General features: G+C 56.2%; 12 protein-coding genes. 10 read left to right on the forward strand and 2 right to left on the reverse strand.

Annotation, left to right across the window (positions count from 1 at the left end; all coding sequences use genetic code 11):
• Positions 1 to 101: 101 nt before the first annotated feature.
• The 3 genes from ACKXF9_RS00615 (at position 102) to mscL (ending at position 2,321) form a co-directional block, all read left to right on the forward strand.
• The gene (locus tag ACKXF9_RS00615; protein ID WP_339395060.1) at positions 102 to 902 is read left to right on the forward strand and encodes a gluconate 5-dehydrogenase; all 801 of its coding nucleotides are present in this window, start codon (positions 102 to 104) and stop codon (positions 900 to 902) included.
• 303 nt (positions 903 to 1,205) lie between these two features.
• Positions 1,206 to 1,697: a cytochrome C gene (locus ACKXF9_RS00620; protein ID WP_418264993.1), complete on the forward strand. Its 492-nt coding sequence runs from the start codon at positions 1,206 to 1,208 to the stop codon at positions 1,695 to 1,697.
• 171 nt (positions 1,698 to 1,868) lie between these two features.
• On the forward strand, positions 1,869 to 2,321 hold the full coding sequence (mscL, locus tag ACKXF9_RS00625; protein ID WP_249237400.1) for a large conductance mechanosensitive channel protein MscL: 453 nt from the start codon (positions 1,869 to 1,871) through the stop codon (positions 2,319 to 2,321).
• A 231-nt stretch (positions 2,322 to 2,552) separates the two neighbouring features.
• Here mscL and ACKXF9_RS00630 read toward each other — a convergent pair whose 3' ends face one another.
• Positions 2,553 to 4,100: an alkaline phosphatase gene (locus ACKXF9_RS00630; RefSeq protein ID WP_418264994.1), complete on the reverse strand. Its 1,548-nt coding sequence runs from the start codon at positions 4,098 to 4,100 to the stop codon at positions 2,553 to 2,555.
• A gap of 17 nt (positions 4,101 to 4,117) precedes the next feature.
• On the reverse strand, positions 4,118 to 4,354 hold the full coding sequence (locus ACKXF9_RS00635) for a hypothetical protein (RefSeq protein ID WP_418264995.1): 237 nt from the start codon (positions 4,352 to 4,354) through the stop codon (positions 4,118 to 4,120).
• Between the two features lie 60 nt (positions 4,355 to 4,414).
• On the opposite strand from ACKXF9_RS00635, the gene ACKXF9_RS00640 reads away from it, so the two are divergent.
• The 7 genes from ACKXF9_RS00640 to ACKXF9_RS00670 all read left to right on the forward strand — a co-directional run bounded on the left by ACKXF9_RS00640 (position 4,415) and on the right by ACKXF9_RS00670 (position 13,607).
• Positions 4,415 to 5,230 (forward strand): Cof-type HAD-IIB family hydrolase, encoded by an 816-nt coding sequence (locus tag ACKXF9_RS00640; protein ID WP_418264996.1) that lies wholly within the window; start codon positions 4,415 to 4,417, stop codon positions 5,228 to 5,230.
• Positions 5,231 to 5,248: 18 nt separating this feature from the next.
• The gene (locus ACKXF9_RS00645; protein WP_418264997.1) at positions 5,249 to 6,238 is read left to right on the forward strand and encodes a 3'-5' exonuclease; all 990 of its coding nucleotides are present in this window, start codon (positions 5,249 to 5,251) and stop codon (positions 6,236 to 6,238) included.
• A gap of 220 nt (positions 6,239 to 6,458) precedes the next feature.
• Complete coding sequence (locus ACKXF9_RS00650; RefSeq protein WP_418264998.1) at positions 6,459 to 7,802, forward strand: MATE family efflux transporter; 1,344 nt, start codon at positions 6,459 to 6,461, stop codon at positions 7,800 to 7,802.
• A 376-nt stretch (positions 7,803 to 8,178) separates the two neighbouring features.
• Positions 8,179 to 8,769 carry a TVP38/TMEM64 family protein gene (locus ACKXF9_RS00655; protein WP_418264999.1) on the forward strand — a complete coding sequence of 197 codons (591 nt, stop codon included), beginning with the start codon at positions 8,179 to 8,181 and terminating at the stop codon, positions 8,767 to 8,769.
• 387 nt (positions 8,770 to 9,156) lie between these two features.
• The gene (locus ACKXF9_RS00660) at positions 9,157 to 9,639 is read left to right on the forward strand and encodes a MarR family transcriptional regulator (protein ID WP_339395051.1); all 483 of its coding nucleotides are present in this window, start codon (positions 9,157 to 9,159) and stop codon (positions 9,637 to 9,639) included.
• A 297-nt stretch (positions 9,640 to 9,936) separates the two neighbouring features.
• Complete coding sequence (locus tag ACKXF9_RS00665; RefSeq protein ID WP_418265000.1) at positions 9,937 to 11,688, forward strand: ABC transporter ATP-binding protein; 1,752 nt, start codon at positions 9,937 to 9,939, stop codon at positions 11,686 to 11,688.
• Complete coding sequence (locus ACKXF9_RS00670; protein ID WP_418265001.1) at positions 11,688 to 13,607, forward strand: ABC transporter ATP-binding protein; 1,920 nt, start codon at positions 11,688 to 11,690, stop codon at positions 13,605 to 13,607. The genes ACKXF9_RS00665 and ACKXF9_RS00670 overlap by 1 nt, the downstream gene beginning before the upstream one ends.
• Positions 13,608 to 13,662 lie beyond the last annotated feature (55 nt).

Below are 13,662 nucleotides of genomic sequence, written 5' to 3' on the forward strand. Positions count from 1 at the left end.
TTTTTATCCATCTTTCCTCAACGTATCTAAAAGCTCCCCCTTCGGGGGAGCTGGCTGCGAAGCAGCCTGAGAGGGTTATTTAACTTGAGAAGGAGAAAATCATGGATCTTTCCGCTTTCAACCTGCAGGGCAAGGTTGCTCTGATCACCGGCGGTGCCCACGGCATCGGCTTCTCCATCGCCGAGGGCATGGCCCAGTGCGGTGCAACCGTCTGCTTCAACTGCTCTTCCGAGGCAAGTCTGGAGAAAGGTCTTGCCGCCTACAAGGCCGCCGGCATCGACGCCCACGGCTATGTTGCCGACGTGTCCGACGAGGACGCTGTGAACACCATGGTGGCAAAGATCAAGGCCGAGGTGGGCCCTGTGGACATTCTGGTGAACAACGCTGGTCTGATGAAGCGGGTGCCCATGATCGAGATGAGCCACGCCGACTTCATGCGGGTCATCGACGTGCATGTAGGCGGTGCCTTCAACTGCTCCAAGGCCGTTCTGCCGGACATGATGGAAAAGCGCGAGGGCAAGATCATCAACATCTGCTCCATGATGAGCGAGCTGGGCCGCGAGACCGTCTCTGCCTACGCCGCCGCCAAGGGTGCACTGAAGATGCTCACCAAGAACATCGCTTCCGAGTACGGCGAGTACAACATCCAGTGCAACGGCATGGGCCCCGGCTACATCGCCACTGCCCAGACCGCACCCCTGCGGGAGGTGCAGCCGGACGGCAGCCGCCACCCCTTCGACCAGTTCATCACCGCCAAGACCCCCGCAGGCCGCTGGGGTGAGCCGGACGACATGGTGGGCCCCTGCGTGTTCCTTGCAAGCCACGCTTCCGACTTTGTGAACGGCCAGATCCTGTACGCCGACGGCGGCATTCTGGCTTACATCGGCCGCCAGCCCAAGTAAAGCCATTTGGGCACTGCGCCTTCTTTAACCTTCCGACCAGACAGCTCTGTGCAGGCCAAAGTCTGCATGGGGCTGTCTTTTACGAAGCGGCAAGCGGCCTTTCCTACAAAACTTTGCTTCATGTTAACTCATGTTAAAATGTTCCAATTTCATGTCAAATTGGTAACAGTTCCTGTTTCATCGTCGAAAATGCACACAGGCGTCTTGATTTTTTGTCGAAATTCCCGTATAATCGTCTTCATCATCCATCACACCCTGTTGGTTGATCTGAATACGAAGAAATTTCAAAGGAGTATATTTCACATGAAACTCAAGAACATTGCGATCGTTGCTGCCGCTGCAGCACTGGCTGTTGGCATGACCGCCTGCGGTTCTTCTGCATCCTCCACCGCCGCTTCCTCTTCTGTGGCTTCTTCTGCTGCCGCTTCTTCCGAGGCTGCAAGCTCTGAGGCTGCTTCCAGCGAAGCAGCTGAGCCCACCACCGCTGAGTACACCGTGTACAACACCACCGGTTCTACCGTCACCGAGCTGCACCTGTACGATGCAGGCAGCGACGAGAAGGGCGACAATCTGGCCGGCGAGAACGGTCTGGCTGACGGCGAGAACATCGTCATCACCCGCGACGTGGAGGCCGACAAGCAGTCCGACGTGACCTACATTCTGGAGTTCACCACCGAGGACGGCCAGACCCAGAGCTTTGAGACCCTGCACTACGAGGTCGCTCCCATCTCCCTGCTGAGTGTGGATGCCGCTGCAGGTGCTACCCCCATCGCTTTTACTGCACCGGAAAAGTAAGAACTGTTTCATCCTTGCATAACGGGAAAGTCTGCGGGCCTTCCCGTTTTATTTTTTGTCAAAAGCGGGCTGAGGCTGTCATTTTCCCTTGTAATCATGCCAAAAATCCGCTATCATAGAAGCAAATATGTTCCCTTGCGGCATAAAGGGAGTAAAGGAGTGGATTTTCTTATGGCAGAAAAAGAAGTCAAGGGCATCAAAAAGTTTTTTGAAGAGTTCAAGGCCTTTGCCATGCGCGGCAATGTGCTGGATATGGCAGTCGGCGTTGTCATCGGCGGTGCCTTTACCGCCATCGTCAACTCACTGGTGAACGACATCATCAACCCCGCCATCGGCCTGTTTTTCAACGCCGATTTCTCGGACGTCGGCATCCATGTGGGCGATGTGATGATCGGCATCGGTTCCTTTATCAATGCCGTCATCAACTTCCTGATCGTGGCATTCGTGCTGTTCGTGGTCATCAAGTTCGTCAACTCCCTGCACAAGAAGCCTGCTGAGCCGGAAGCTCCCGCAGAGCCCACCACCAAGGTGTGCCCCTACTGCCAGAGCGAGATCTCCATCAAGGCGGTGCGCTGCCCCCACTGCACCAGCAAGCTGGAGGGCTTCCCGGAGATCAACAATTAAATTTTGAATGGCCTCCGCTTTGCTCTGGCCATATTCAGCGGAATCATTTTCTAAATTACAAATCGGGAAAGTCTGCGGACTTTCCCGATTTGTTTTTTCACCGGCGGAGCCGCAAAGGCAAACAGCATAATCAACGCAAAACCTCCCTGCCCGGCCGCAGTCGCTGCGGTTCCAGAGCAGGGAGGTTTTACTTTATCCGGGAAAAATGTGGAAGATCAGTCTGGTGAAGCTTTACTTGACCTTGGTCAGGTCGGCCAGCTTGTGGAAGATCTCGGTGTTGTCGAACACGCCGCCGAACTTCTCCGCACCCACGCCGTTGGCGTAGACGTTCACCATGGCACCGGTGTGAGCGTAGGTGGTGTGGTCCATGCCGGATTTATGGTTGATGGTGTGGCAGATGGTCATGCTGAAGGGGATGTAGGTGCCGTACAGCTCGTAGTCCTGCTGAGACATTTCCTTCTGGCTGGCAGAGCCGACCTTCAGGGTGCGCTCGTAGGCGGTGCGCAGGTTCTGCACCTCGTAGTCGGTCAGCAGCAGCTTGCCGGCATTGGCGGCATCCGGGTCGGTGGGCAGGGTCAGACCGAAGTTCGCCTTCACATCCTGCATGGCAGCTTCAAAGGGGGTCTTGTTGGCGATGTAGTTCTGCACATAGGTAGAATCAAACTTTGCGTAAGACATCTTCTGGTGGGCCAGATTGGTCAGGAAGGTGTCATAGTTGGTGGTCTTGTAGCCGATGGCCATACCGCCGGTCTCGTGGTCAGCGGTGACAAGGATCAGGGTCTCGTTGGGGTGCTTGTTCTGGAACTCCACAGCTGCCTGCACGGCGTTGCTCAGCTCCAGCACATCGTGGATGGAAGCAGCGGCATCGTTGGCGTGGCAGGCCCAGTCGATCTTGCCGGACTCGGTCATCAGGAAGAAACCCTTGGGGTTATCCAGCAGCTCGATGCCCTTCTTGACGTAATCGGTCAGCTGCCACTCGCCTGCAGCGGCGTCCATGGCGTAGTTCATGGCCTTGCCGTCTGCCAGATTCTCGGCAATGATCAGGGTCTTGCCTGCGCCTGCGGTCAGGGCGGCAGCGCCTGCCTGCGTGGTGACCACATTGTATCCGGCCTGAGCAGCCACCTCGTGGTTGTTGGGGCCGGTGCCGTCGCCGTTCACCTTCTGGAACTCGCCGCCGGCAAAGTATTCAAAGCCGGAGTTTGCCAGCTCCACGCCGATCTGATAGTAGTTCTTGCGGGTCTTCTGGTGGGCGTAGAAGGCGGCGGGAGTGGCGTGGTCGATGTTGACCGAGGAGATGACGCCCACCTTGTAGCCCTTCTGGGCGTGCAGCTTTTCGGCAATGGTCTCATAGGGCATATCGCGGGTCCAGGGGCACATGTTGATGACGCCGCTCTCCGTCTTGTGGCCGGTAGCAATGGAGGTTGCGGTGGAAGCGGAGTCCGGGCAGAAGGAGGTGCTGTCGTAGGTGGTCACGCTGCCCACGGTGGGAAAGCCGGTGAAGCTCAGGTCGGCCTCGGTCACAGCGCCGTTGTTGTCCACGGTGCCCTTGTAGAAGCGGGCAGACTGGATCTGGGCGGTGCCCATGCCGTCACCGATGAACAGGAAGATGTACTTGGGTTTCTTGAACAGGTCCAGCAGGCCGTTCTCCTCATCCTCGGCAGCAGCGGCGTCCGGCTGGGCTGCACTTGCAGCCACGGGTGCTGCGGCCATCATGCCGGCAGCGGAAGCGGCTGCACCAAACTTCAGAAAACTGCGGCGGGAGATCTTATTTTCTTTCATAACGCGATCCTCTCTTTTTATCCAATCAAATGCGGCGGGCCTGCCTCAGGCACCGTTTTTTGTCTTTCGGGAACGTCTTTATTGTAGCGCACTGCCGCCCGCAGAAAAACCATGCCGCCGCAAAGCTTTGGTAAAACCGGTGCGTGCGCTGCACCTTCAACGTAAAAACCCGGAAAATGATGTAAAATCCTGTGCAGGCGGCGCTCTTTTTCCACAAACCGCACCGGAAGGGTTGAAAATCGGACGCATTTCATTGTACAATAAAAGGGTAAGTGCTTTTTTACCTTTATATAGATGGAGAGGAATGTATTTTTATGGCAGAGATCAAAGTTCTGGCGCTGGATCTGGACGGCACCCTGACCAACAGCCAAAAGGAAGTCACGCCCCGCACCCGGGCTGCACTGGATGCCGCAATTGCAAAGGGTGTCACCATCGTGCTGGCATCCGGCCGTCCTACCGCGGGCGTGCTGCCGCTGGCAAAGGAACTGGGGCTGGATAAAAAGGGCGGCTGCATCCTTTCTTACAACGGCGGCAAGATCATCGACTGCCGCACCGGCGAGACTTTGTACCAGAAACAGCTGGATGCCCAGTACATACCCGAGCTGTGCGCCTTTGCCGCCGCACAGAACGTGACCATTATCACCTATAATAAAGAGGGCGTTGTCACCGAGCACCCGGACGACAAGTGGGCCCTGCGCGAATGCTTTACCTGCAAGCTGCCCATGACCAGCGTGGACGATCTGGCAAAGTATGTGGATTACCCCATCTGCAAAATGCTCATCACACTGGAACCTGCCCGCCGGGACGAGGTGTGGGCCGCCGGCAAAAAGCAGTTTGACGGCCGCATCGACCTGTACCCCTCCAGCCCGTTCTTCATTGAAGCCGTGCCGCTGGGCGTGGCCAAGGACGGCAGCCTTGCCGCCCTTTTGGAGCGTATGGGCCTTGACCGCGAAAACCTGATGGCCTGCGGCGACGGCCTGAACGACCGCTCCATGATCGCCTACGCCGGTGTGGGCGTGGCGATGCAGAACGCCGAAGACCCGGTAAAGGACTGCGCCGATTATGTGACCGCTGCCGACAACGATCACGACGGCGTGGCTGAGGCCGTGGAGAAGTTTATTTTAAAGTAACGAGAGGAACACAAAACAATGCCGCGCAATCTGGTTTTATTTGATCTGGAATGGAACATCGGCTACCAGCCGTATACCTTTAATTATCACGGCGTGCAGCAGACCTTCCGGGGCGAGATCGTAGAGATCGGCGCCGTAAAGATCGACGAGGACGCCAACGTGCTGGATACCTTTTCCATCCATCTGCGCCCCCGCATCTTCCGCAAGCTGCAGCACCACATCGCGAAAGTCACCGGCCTGACGCAGGCCGATCTGGACAAGGGGGAGCCCATCGTGCAGGGCCTGCGCCGCTTTATGCAGTGGTGCGGCCCGGACGCCGAGTTTGCTGAGTGGGGCATGGACGATGTGCCTGTGCTCAAGCAGAACCTTTACCTGTGCAATATTGACGAGTCCAGGCCCACCGTCTGGTACGACCTGCAACAGGTGTTCCTGCGGGAGCACCCCCGCAAGGAGGGCGAGGGTATGACGCTGGAAAGCGTCGTCACCCGCATGGGTATCCCCATGGAGCGGCAGTTCCACGATGCACTTTCCGATACGCTGTACACCGCCGATGTCTGCCGTCTGCTGGACCTGCGGGCCGGGCTTGCCGCCTACCCCACCGAGGACGAAGCCCTGCGGGCCAGCCTGTGCCCGGCCCCCGGCGACTACCGGGATTTTGAGGTGTTCCACGGCTATGTGGAGCAGTACACCTGGCGCACCGACCCCAAAATTTACACCATGAACTGCCCGGAGTGCGGTGCACCACTGACTCCGGACGATGTGTGGCTGAAAAAGGGCAGCAACAGCTGGTACACTCTGAGCCAGTGCCCCCGGTGCGCCGGCAGCGGCAGCGCTGCAGGCAAAGGCGTATTCCAGCGGTACAAGCTTGCCCGCCGCGACGGCCTGCACTGGAGCTATGCCCGCTGTCTCCAGATGCCGGACGACGCCTCCCTTGACCGCTGGGAGAAGCAGCGCACCGCCCAGCTGGAGCGGATGAAGGCCCGCGCAGAAAAGCAGGCTGCGGAGTAAAAGCGGCACCGGCTGCTCCGTCCCGCCTGCACTCGCCAGTCCACCAGCGTGAGAAGCCTTTGCACTTCCCATTAAGGCTGTCTGGTCGATTTTATAGCAATTCAACTTTTTAATGCAACAGCGGTGAATTGCATATCGCAAAGATGCCGTTTGAATGCTGCACTAACTTCTTGACTTGCGATAAAATTTGCGATAAACGATTTTGGGAAGGAATAGAATCATGTCGAAAGATGAATATTTGATCACAGATCCACCCCTTAAAGCGCTGACTGTTTTTGCGATGCCGATGATCCTTGGCAGCTTTTTTCAACAAGTATACAATATGGCCGATTCCATAATCGTTGGTCAATTTGTTGGCTCCTCGGCACTTGCGGCTGTTGGTGCTTGTGCTGCACTGACCAATGTTTTTATTTGTGTGGCGCTTGGTGCTGGTGTGGGCGCAGGTGTGCTTGTAAGCCGCTATTTTGGTGCAAAAAATTATGGTAAAATGAAAACCATTGTGTCAACGTCCCTGATCAGCTTTTTGATCTTGAGCGTTGTCCTTGGTGTCTTTGGCTTTTGCTTTTCCCATTTCATGATGAGCGGATTACAGACCCCTGCCGATATATTGGAAGAAGCAGTATTGTATCTGCGTGTCTACTTTGTGGGTTTCCCGTTTCTATTCATGTACAACATTCTTTCCACCATGTTCACTTCCATCGGTGAATCCAAAATTCCGTTGGGACTGCTGATATTCTCATCTCTCCTGAATATTTTTATGGATCTCTGGATGGTGGCCGGTCTTGGTCTGGGGGTGTTTGGTGCAGCCCTTGCGACCTTGATCGCACAAGGAATTTCTGCCGTGTTTTCGTTTTTGATCTTTCTGTCTCGGATGCGGCAATACAAGAGCTCCTTTAGCAGGTTCGACCGGCAGGAGCTGTATTCCACGCTTCGCATTGCGGTACCATCGGTTTTGCAGCAGTCCACAGTGTCTATCGGTATGATGATCGTGCAGGCAGTGGTAAATCCCTTCGGCACACAGGCACTTGCCGGGTATGCGGCAACGATGCGGGTAGAAAATGTTTTTTCGCTGATCTTCGTATCCATCGGCAATGCAGTTTCGCCGTTTGTATCCCAGAATCTTGGCGCAAAGAAAATTGATCGTATCAAAAAAGGTTATCATGCTGCACTGGTGTTGGATCTATGCTTTGCAGTTCTTGCTTTCGTGGTCATTGAAACACTGCACACACAGATTTCCTCGTTGTTCTTGGGAAAAGACGGAACTGCGTTGGCCTATCAGGTGTCCGGTGATTATATGAGATGGCTTGGTTACTTTTTCATCTTCATGGGCATCAAGATGGCAACTGATGGCGTTCTTCGCGGACTTGGAATCATGCGGCCGTTTCTTATTGCAAATATGGTAAACCTTGCAATCCGCTTGTCTGTTGCCTTGATTTGTGCACCGCGTTTTGGCATTGCTTTTGTTTGGCTTGCAGTCCCGGCAGGTTGGCTTGCAAACTTCCTTATTTCCTATGCGGCGCTCAGAAGATCGTGGCCAGAGGATAAAGCAGCGGTATCTCAATGATTTCATGCAGTGGAGAGGTGCTTTGTTCTGACGGGTTTCCCTTACAGAGAATGTGACGCGAAAAAAATTCGCCGGTGTTCCGTGTGATGATAAAAATAGACCCCGGCAGGAGATTGCCGTCGTAAAAAAAGAGATTGCCTTAAGTGCAGCCTACATGCCAGACATGGCTTCGCACGGCTTGCCGGAGCAGCCGGTGTCGTTTCTCACCTGTTTTGCAGGAAATCACCTCTCTGCTTCGTAGTATCCCAAGGAAGCTGTGTGCAGGGCAAAAAAAGTCGTTTTCTGTTCACGGCTCTGTCATACAATGTGGATATACTACGGATAGACGGCCCGCGCTTTGGGAAAGGGCGCAGGCAGAAGGGATGGAATACGCACGATGAACGTTTGGCTGCGTCAGCTTGGAACGCTGGGATTCTGGGAAGCATTACTGGACAGTTTTGGCGGCCTTGGCCCCATTGCCCCCATCGTGCTGGCCATGGTGGAGTCTTTTTTCCCGCCGCTGCCGCTGATCGCCATTGTGGCGCTGAATGTGGCGGCCCACGGCGGCCTGCTGGGCTTTCTGTACAGCTGGGCCGGTGTGGCACTGGGCGGCTGCATCATGTTCCTGCTCTGGCGGCGGGTAGTCAAGCGCTTCTTCTGGAAGTTTGCCTCCCGCTCGCCCAAGCTGGAAAAGGCTCAGCAGTGGGTGAACCGCTTTGACACCTCGTCGCTGTTCATGCTCACGCTTCTGCCCTTCACACCAAGCTCCTTTATGCATCTGGCCTTTGGCATCTCGGACTTTGACGAAAAGCGGTACCTCATCACCATGCTGCTGGGCAAAGGCGTCATGGTGGCCCTGATCGCGCTGTTCGGGCAGTCGCTTGTCAGTTCCATGAAGAACCCGGTCTATCTGGTGCTGGCCATTCTTTTATGGGCAGGCATGTACTGGGTGAGCAAAAAGTTCTGCAAAAAGCACAATCTGGAATAATAATTTAGAATGCCCTCCGCTTCGCTCTGGGCATATTTAGCGGAACAATATTTTTATAATAGAGCAACAGCAGACAGCCTGCGGGCTGTCTGCTGTTGCATTTTCACAGTAATGGCCCAAAAGGTAAACTCCATCTGTTGCGCTTATTTCCTTCTGAAATGACCGCGCAACCGGAAAATATGCCGCTTGCAGCTACGGCCCCTTCCGTGAAAAAGCAAACCAGCCAAGCCCGCAGGCTTTGCCGGTTTGCAATATAAAAAATAATACTTCATTTAAAATCGTTCACTTTCCCTTGACATTCACTTTGTCTGCCGTATAATATGTATGTTATCAAACAGTTTTATTCAAAACTGTCCAGCTTCAAACAAATCAAAGGAACCGATCATTATGTGTGACGAAATCAAAATCGAGTGCTGCAAACGCACGGACCCGCCCTGGGAAAGCCCGCAGGTCATCCCGGCACAGATCCGCCGGGTGGACAACCTGATCTTCCGCAAGATCAACCAGTTTGCCCGCGAAAACGGCGTGGAGCAGGCCACCCCCATGCACGGGTGGATCATTGAGTATCTTTACCGCCACCGGGACGCAGCCGTGTTCCAGCGGGACATCGAGCGGGAGTTCTCCATCACCCGCTCCACCGTGACCAACATCCTGCAATTGATGGAGCGCAAGGGGTATATCGAGCGGCGCAGTGTCCCGCAGGACGCCCGGCTCAAGCAGCTGGTGCTCACCGAAGAGGGCATCCGCTTCCACGAGAACACGATTCGTTCCTTCCATCAGACCGACGATTATGTGGCAGGGTTGCTGACGGAAGAGGAGAATACCGAGCTGCTGCGGCTGCTGAACAAGCTGCGGGATGCACTGAAATGAACCCTCTCAGGCTCGCTTTGCTTGCCAGCTCCCCCGAAGGGGGAGCTATGTGCACCATAATACAAAGGGTGATGCGTCCAATTCAAAGCAGGTCGTATTGTTCAGAGCAAGAAAAGCTCCCCCTTTGGGGGAGCTGGCAAAGCCGACAGGCTTTGACTGAGAGGGTTTGTCAATCTGCCGAAAAAGTGTCCGTTAAATTAGTAATTATGAACATTTTTTGAAACGTCTTGACAATTAAAATGTTTTGTATAAAATTGTTCTGTACCAAACAAATAAAAGCAACAGGAGGTAACTCAGATGATCAAAAAGTTAGTGTCGCATCTGGGCGAGTATAAACGCGCCGCAGTCCTGACACCGCTCTTTGCCGCTCTGGAAGCCGTGATGGATGTGCTTTTGCCCACCATCATGGCCTTCATCATCGATCAGGGCATTGAAAAGGGCGATATGAACGCCATCCTCAAGTACGGCCTGCTCACCTTTCTGGTGGCTGTGGTCGCGCTGGCGCTGGGCGTTCTGGCCGGCAAATACGCCGCCGAGGCATCCACCGGCTTTGCCGGAAATCTGCGCGATGCCATGTATGAGAACATCCAGCATTATTCTTTTTCCAACATTGATAAATTCTCCACCGCAGGCCTTGTCACCCGTATGACCACCGACGTGACCAACGTACAGAACGCCTTCCAGATGATCGAGCGCATGTGCGTGCGCGCCCCGGTGCATCTGGTGTTCGCCCTGTTCATGGCCGTGATGATCGGCGGCCCGCTGTCGCTGATCTTCGTGGTGGCTGTGGTCTTTCTGGTGGCGGTGCTGGCAGGCATCATGGTGCCCACCTTCCACATCTTTGACCGGGTGTTCAAAAACTACGACGCCCTGAATGCGTCCGTGCAGGAGAACGTCTCCGCCATCCGCGTGGTGAAGAGCTTCGTGCGCGAGGGCTTTGAGAATGAAAAGTACACCAAAGCCTGCCAGAGCCTGTATGACCAGTTCGTCAACGCCGAAAGCCGCCTGAGCTTCAACAACCCCGCCATGCTGGTCGCTGTCTACGGCTGCAACCTTGCGCTGAGCTGGCTGGGCGCAAAATATGTGCTGCACGGTGCCATTACCACCGGCCAGCTGAACGCTCTGTTCGGCTACATCATGAACATCCTCATGGCCCTGATGATGCTCAGCATGGCCTTTGTCATGATCTCCATGTCTGCCGCTTCCGCCAAGCGTATCGTGGAAGTGCTGGACGAGACCACCGACCTGCCCCCCGCAAAGCAGCCTGTGCAGCAGGTGGCCGACGGCAGCATCCAGTTCGAGCATGTCACCTTCAAGTATAAGCACGGCAGCGGTCAGCCGGTGCTGAACGACATCAGCTTTACCATCCGGCCCGGCGAGACGCTGGGCATCATCGGCGGCACCGGCAGCGCAAAATCCAGTCTGGTGCAGCTGATCCCCCGCCTGTACGATGCCGAGAGCGGCACCGTGCGCGTGGGCGGCGTGGATGTGCGGGACTACAACCTCGACGTGCTGCGCCGCGAGGTATCCATGGTGCTGCAGAAGAACGTGCTGTTCAGCGGCACCATTCTGGACAACCTGCGCTGGGGCGACGAGAACGCCAGCGAGGAAGAGTGCATCCGTGTGGCAAAGCTTGCCTGCGCGGATGAGTTCATCGAGCGCTTCCCGGACAAATACAATACATGGATCGAGCAGGGCGGCTCCAATGTGTCCGGCGGCCAGAAGCAGCGCCTGACCATCGCCCGCGCCCTGCTGCGCAAGCCCAAGGTGCTGATTTTGGACGACTCCACCAGCGCCGTGGATACCGCTACCGATGCCAAGATCCGCAAGGCGTTCCGCGAAGAAATTCCCGGCACCACCAAGATCATCATTGCACAGCGTATTTCCTCGGTGCAGGACGCTGACCGCATCCTTGTGCTGGACAACGGCCGCATCGATGGTCTGGGCACCCATGAGGAGCTTTTGAAGACCAACGCCATCTATCAGGAAGTCTACAGCAGTCAGACACAGGGCGGCGGCGACTTTGACAAACAGGGAGGTGAACAGTAATGGCTCAGGCAAAAGAAGTTCGCGGCCCCGGCCCCCGCATGGGCGGCCCGCGCCCCAAGGTGGAAAACCCGGGCAAGCTGCTGAAGCGCATCATGGATGAGGTATTCCGGCACTATCTGCCCCACTGCATCCTTGTGCTTGTCTGCATCGTGGTCAGTGCACTGGCAAACGTACAGGCCAGTCTGTTCTTAAAGGCCCTGATGGACGATTACATCGTACCCATGACCCAGCAGCAGGACCCGGATTTTGCCCCGCTGGCTGCGGCTCTGCTGCGGGTAGGCATCATCTACGTCATTGGCATTCTGGCAGCGTGGGGCAACGCCCGCATCATGGTCAACGTGACGCAGGGCACCCTGCGCAACCTGCGCACCCAGCTGTTCACCCACATGGAGAGCCTGCCCATCAAGTATTTTGACCAGCATCCCCACGGCGACATCATGTCCGTGTACACCAACGACGTGGATACCCTGCGCCAGATGCTCAGTCAGAGCATCCCGCAGCTGGTGTCCAGCGCCATTACCATTGTTTCGGTGTTCTTCAGCATGTGCATGCTCAGCTGGCAGCTGACGATCGTCACCATGCTGATGGTGGCGCTGATGATGTTCTGCTCCAAAAAGATCACCCAGCAGTCCGGCAAATACTTCATCCAGCAGCAGCGGGATCTGGGCAAATTGAACGGCTACATCGAAGAGATGATGGAAGGCCAGAAGGTCGTCAAGGTGTTCACCCACGAGCAGAAGGCGCTGGACGGTTTCCGCCAGCTGAACGACCAGCTGAAAGACAGCGCCAACAAAGCCAACAGCTTTGCCAACATCATGATGCCGGTCAACGCCCAGCTGGGCAACATCAGCTATGCCGTCTGCGCGCTGGCAGGCGCAGCCATGGCCGTGAGCGGCATGGGCGGCACGACCCTTGGCACGGTGATGGCTTTCCTGAGCCTGAACAAGGGCTTCAACATGCCCATCAGTCAGGTGTCCATGCAGGCCAACAGCGTCATCATGGCACTGGCCGGTGCTGAGCGCATCTTCAAGATGATGGATGAACCCAGCGAGACCGACGAAGGCTATGTGACCCTTGTCAACGCAAAGTACGACCGCAACGACCAGCTGGTGGAGACGGACGAGCGCACCGGCCTGTGGGCATGGAAGCACCCCCACCACGATGGCACCACTACCTACCACAAGCTGGCGGGCGACATCACCTTTACGGACGTGGACTTCGGCTATGTGCCGGAGAAGACCGTCCTGCACGGCATCAACCTCTATGGCCGCCCCGGCCAGAAGATCGCCTTTGTCGGCTCCACCGGTGCGGGCAAGACCACAATCACCAACCTCATCAACCGGTTCTACGACATTCAGGAGGGCAAGATCCGCTACGACGGCATCAACATCCACAAGATCAAAAAGGCCGACCTGCGCCGTTCGCTGGGCATCGTGCTGCAGGACACCCACCTGTTCACCGGCACGGTGATGGAGAACATCCGCTACGGCCGACTGGAGGCTACCGATGAAGAGTGCATCGCCGCCGCCCGCCTTGCCAACGCCGACAGCTTCATCAAGCGCCTGCCGGAGGGCTACAACACCATGCTTACCGGCGATGGTGCCAACCTCTCGCAGGGACAGCGGCAGCTGCTGGCCATCGCCCGCGCTGCCGTGGCAGATCCCCCGGTGCTGATCCTGGACGAGGCCACTTCCTCCATCGATACCCGCACCGAAGCGCTGGTGCAGCGCGGCATGGACGGCCTGATGTACGGCCGCACCAGCTTCGTCATTGCACACCGCCTGTCCACCGTCCGCAATGCAGACTGCATCGTGGTGCTGGAGCAAGGCCGCATCATCGAGCGCGGCAGCCACGACGAGCTGATCGCCAAAAAGGGCAGGTATTACCAGCTGTACACCGGCAACCTTGCCGAAAACTAAGCTTTTTCTGCCTCCTCAATGAAAAAGCGGCAGCGTGCATCAAATTGCGCGCTGC

The organism is Faecalibacterium sp. 9 (assembly GCF_048320955.1).
Lineage (GTDB): Bacteria > Bacillota > Clostridia > Oscillospirales > Ruminococcaceae > Faecalibacterium > Faecalibacterium wellingii.

Coding starts and splice junctions, on each gene's coding strand:
- ACKXF9_RS00615 (WP_339395060.1), top strand. CDS start 102: ATGGATCTTTCCGCTTTCAACCTGCAGGGCAAGGTTGCTCTGATCACC.
- ACKXF9_RS00620 (WP_418264993.1), top strand. CDS start 1,206: ATGAAACTCAAGAACATTGCGATCGTTGCTGCCGCTGCAGCACTGGCT.
- mscL (WP_249237400.1), top strand. CDS start 1,869: ATGGCAGAAAAAGAAGTCAAGGGCATCAAAAAGTTTTTTGAAGAGTTC.
- ACKXF9_RS00630 (WP_418264994.1), bottom strand. CDS start 4,100: ATGAAAGAAAATAAGATCTCCCGCCGCAGTTTTCTGAAGTTTGGTGCA.
- ACKXF9_RS00635 (WP_418264995.1), bottom strand. CDS start 4,354: ATGAAATGCGTCCGATTTTCAACCCTTCCGGTGCGGTTTGTGGAAAAA.
- ACKXF9_RS00640 (WP_418264996.1), top strand. CDS start 4,415: ATGGCAGAGATCAAAGTTCTGGCGCTGGATCTGGACGGCACCCTGACC.
- ACKXF9_RS00645 (WP_418264997.1), top strand. CDS start 5,249: ATGCCGCGCAATCTGGTTTTATTTGATCTGGAATGGAACATCGGCTAC.
- ACKXF9_RS00650 (WP_418264998.1), top strand. CDS start 6,459: ATGTCGAAAGATGAATATTTGATCACAGATCCACCCCTTAAAGCGCTG.
- ACKXF9_RS00655 (WP_418264999.1), top strand. CDS start 8,179: ATGAACGTTTGGCTGCGTCAGCTTGGAACGCTGGGATTCTGGGAAGCA.
- ACKXF9_RS00660 (WP_339395051.1), top strand. CDS start 9,157: ATGTGTGACGAAATCAAAATCGAGTGCTGCAAACGCACGGACCCGCCC.
- ACKXF9_RS00665 (WP_418265000.1), top strand. CDS start 9,937: ATGATCAAAAAGTTAGTGTCGCATCTGGGCGAGTATAAACGCGCCGCA.
- ACKXF9_RS00670 (WP_418265001.1), top strand. CDS start 11,688: ATGGCTCAGGCAAAAGAAGTTCGCGGCCCCGGCCCCCGCATGGGCGGC.